This is a genomic window from Paenibacillus tyrphae (assembly GCF_024158745.1).
Classification (GTDB): domain Bacteria; phylum Bacillota; class Bacilli; order Paenibacillales; family NBRC-103111; genus Paenibacillus_G; species Paenibacillus_G tyrfis_A.
Window position 1 is genome coordinate 1 of sequence record NZ_JAMZAW010000090.1, and the last position, 213, is coordinate 213.

Consider the following 213-nt stretch of genomic DNA (forward strand, 5'->3'; position numbering starts at 1 on the left):
CAGGTCATCGCCATGGCAGTCAGCCTATCATGCCCACCCCTCCATGTAAAGCCGCTTTTAGCGTACCTGGACGCGTTCTGGATAGTATACTGTGAGCTGGAGAAGAATTTGTCCCCAATTCTGTACGCGCCCCGTCCATTTTCGAATGACGTCCATGGTAGAGAGATATAGCATCTTCAGTAGTGCTTCGTCCGTTGGGAATATGCTTTTTCC

The 213-nt window shown here is 50.2% G+C and carries 1 pseudogene; it reads right to left on the bottom strand.

Going from position 1 to position 213, the window contains the following annotated elements:
• Window positions 1–57 precede the first annotated feature (57 nt).
• Window positions 58–213 (bottom strand): annotated as a pseudogene (locus NI000_RS36640) (IS256 family transposase); the annotation flags it as partial.